General features: G+C 72.6%; 2 protein-coding genes. One reads left to right on the plus strand and one right to left on the minus strand.

Annotated features, from left to right (window positions below; genetic code table 11):
* Positions 1–803, plus strand: an 803-nt coding sequence (locus tag AB8Z36_RS38940) for an erythromycin esterase family protein (RefSeq protein WP_369218089.1), incomplete at its 5' end; no start/stop codon positions are given.
* A 19-nt stretch (positions 804–822) separates the two neighbouring features.
* Here the strand turns inward: AB8Z36_RS38940 and AB8Z36_RS38945 are convergent.
* A partial coding sequence (locus AB8Z36_RS38945; protein ID WP_369218090.1) for a serine hydrolase domain-containing protein occupies positions 823–1,857 on the minus strand: 1,035 nt, incomplete at its 5' end.

Raw genomic sequence — 1,857 nt, forward strand, 5'->3', positions numbered from 1 at the left:
CCTACGAGCAGGCCCGCGCGTACATCGCCGCGCACCGCCCCGGACTCATCGCCCGTATCGACGCCCTGTACGCCCCCCTGAGACCCGGCGAAGGCACCGAGGCAGGCGATTGGATGGCAAGGCAGCTGTCCAAGGACATCGCCGCCCGCCGGGCCGACGCCGCGCGGGCGGCCGAGGCCCTCGCGCTCCTGCGCTCCTCGGGCCGTCCCCGGGGCAGCGGGGCGAAGGCGTACGACTGGGCCGTGCGCAACGCCACCGCCGTCAGCCAGACCTTCACCGCCTACGCCTTCCCCGACGAGCGGTTCGCCGAGCGCATGCGCTACCGCGACCAGGTCATGGCCGACAACACCGCATGGTGGCTCGACCACACCCACGGCAAGATCCTCCTCGCCTCCAACAACGGCCACGTCGCCTACACCAGCGACAACCCGCGGGAGTTCCCCGAGCCGACTGGCGCGTTCCTGCGTGAGCGGCTCGGCACGGCGTACGTGAACATCGGCCTGACCTTCGGCCGGGGAAGCATCAACGCCCTCCCGGACTTCACCGCGACGCGACCGCGGACCTACACCGTGCGGCCCGCACCCGCCGACCACAGCGAACACACCTTGGACCGGCTCGGCCACCGCGACTTCGCCCTGGACCTGCGCACCGCCCCGGCTCCGGCCCGCGCCTGGCTGAACGCCACCCGCCCCACCCGCTCCTACGGCCTGTACTGGTCGAAGAAGAGCCCCGAGACCTGCCTGGCCCGGTCCTACGACATCGTGGTCCACCTGCATCACGTACGGGCGGCCCGCCTCCGCTGACCGGACGGCCGCCCGGTGGCTACCGCCCGCGCAGCAGCGCGCACACGAGGTTCTCCTCCACGGTGCGCAGCCGTTTCAGCAGGTCCGGCTTGGTCGCCCTGTTGATCTGGGTGGTGAGGGAGACGGCCAGTGAGCGGCTGCCGTCGGGGGTGGCGGCGATCAGTTGGGTGTAGCCGGGGAAGTTGCCCGTGTGGCCGAGGACCACGCCGCAGCGGGTGGCGTATCTGAAGATGGCCAGACCGGCCTTGTTCCGGCCCGGGCCCGCCGGTTCGGACGCGCCGTTCACCCACGTGCGCTGCTGGTCGCGGACCCGGCCCGGGATCAGTTTTCCGCCCGCGTAGCCGCGGATGAACGCGGTCATGTCCTCCGGCGTCGAGATGATGCCGCCCGACGCCCATACGCCCGAGGCGCTCAGCACCTCGCTGACGTCCTCGGGCGGGTCCGGCGGGGTGACGTCGTAGCCGTGCAGGTACGGCTCGGGCATCCGGTGGCCCTGCGGCAGGCTGGTGCCGCGCAGGTGCCACGGGCGGTACACCAGCCGGTCGAGCAGGTGTTCATAGCGGCGGCCCGTCGCCGCCTCGGCCATCAGCGCCACGGCGATGTTGTCGGAGTTGGAGTAGGCGTACCGGCTCCCGGGGCGGAACACCGGCGGCTCGTCGGCCACGAAGTCCAGCAGGCGGCGTGAGTCGAAGCGGCGGCGCGGGTTCTCGGTCACCAGGGCCAGGAACTGCCGGTCCGCGCTGAAGTCCGGCAGCCCGCTGGTGTGGTTCAGGAGCTGCCGCAGCGTGACCCGGTGCCATGCGCGCGGCAGCCGGGGAAGCACCTTGCCGATGGTGTCGTCCAGACGCAGCTTCCCCCGGCCGACGAGCCGGAGGGCGACGGCACCGCTGTACGCCTTGGCCGTACTGGCGATCCGCATGTGGTCGGTGACCGCGACCGGGCGGCCGGTGCCCGTCTCGGCGGTGCCCGCCCGGAGGACCTCGACGCGGGACCCGCGCTTGAGGACGGCGATCGCTCCGGGCGGGCCGCCGGGAGCGGTGGTCAGGTCCCGTAG

Source organism: Streptomyces flavofungini, assembly GCF_041028215.1.
GTDB lineage: Bacteria > Actinomycetota > Actinomycetes > Streptomycetales > Streptomycetaceae > Streptomyces > Streptomyces flavofungini_B.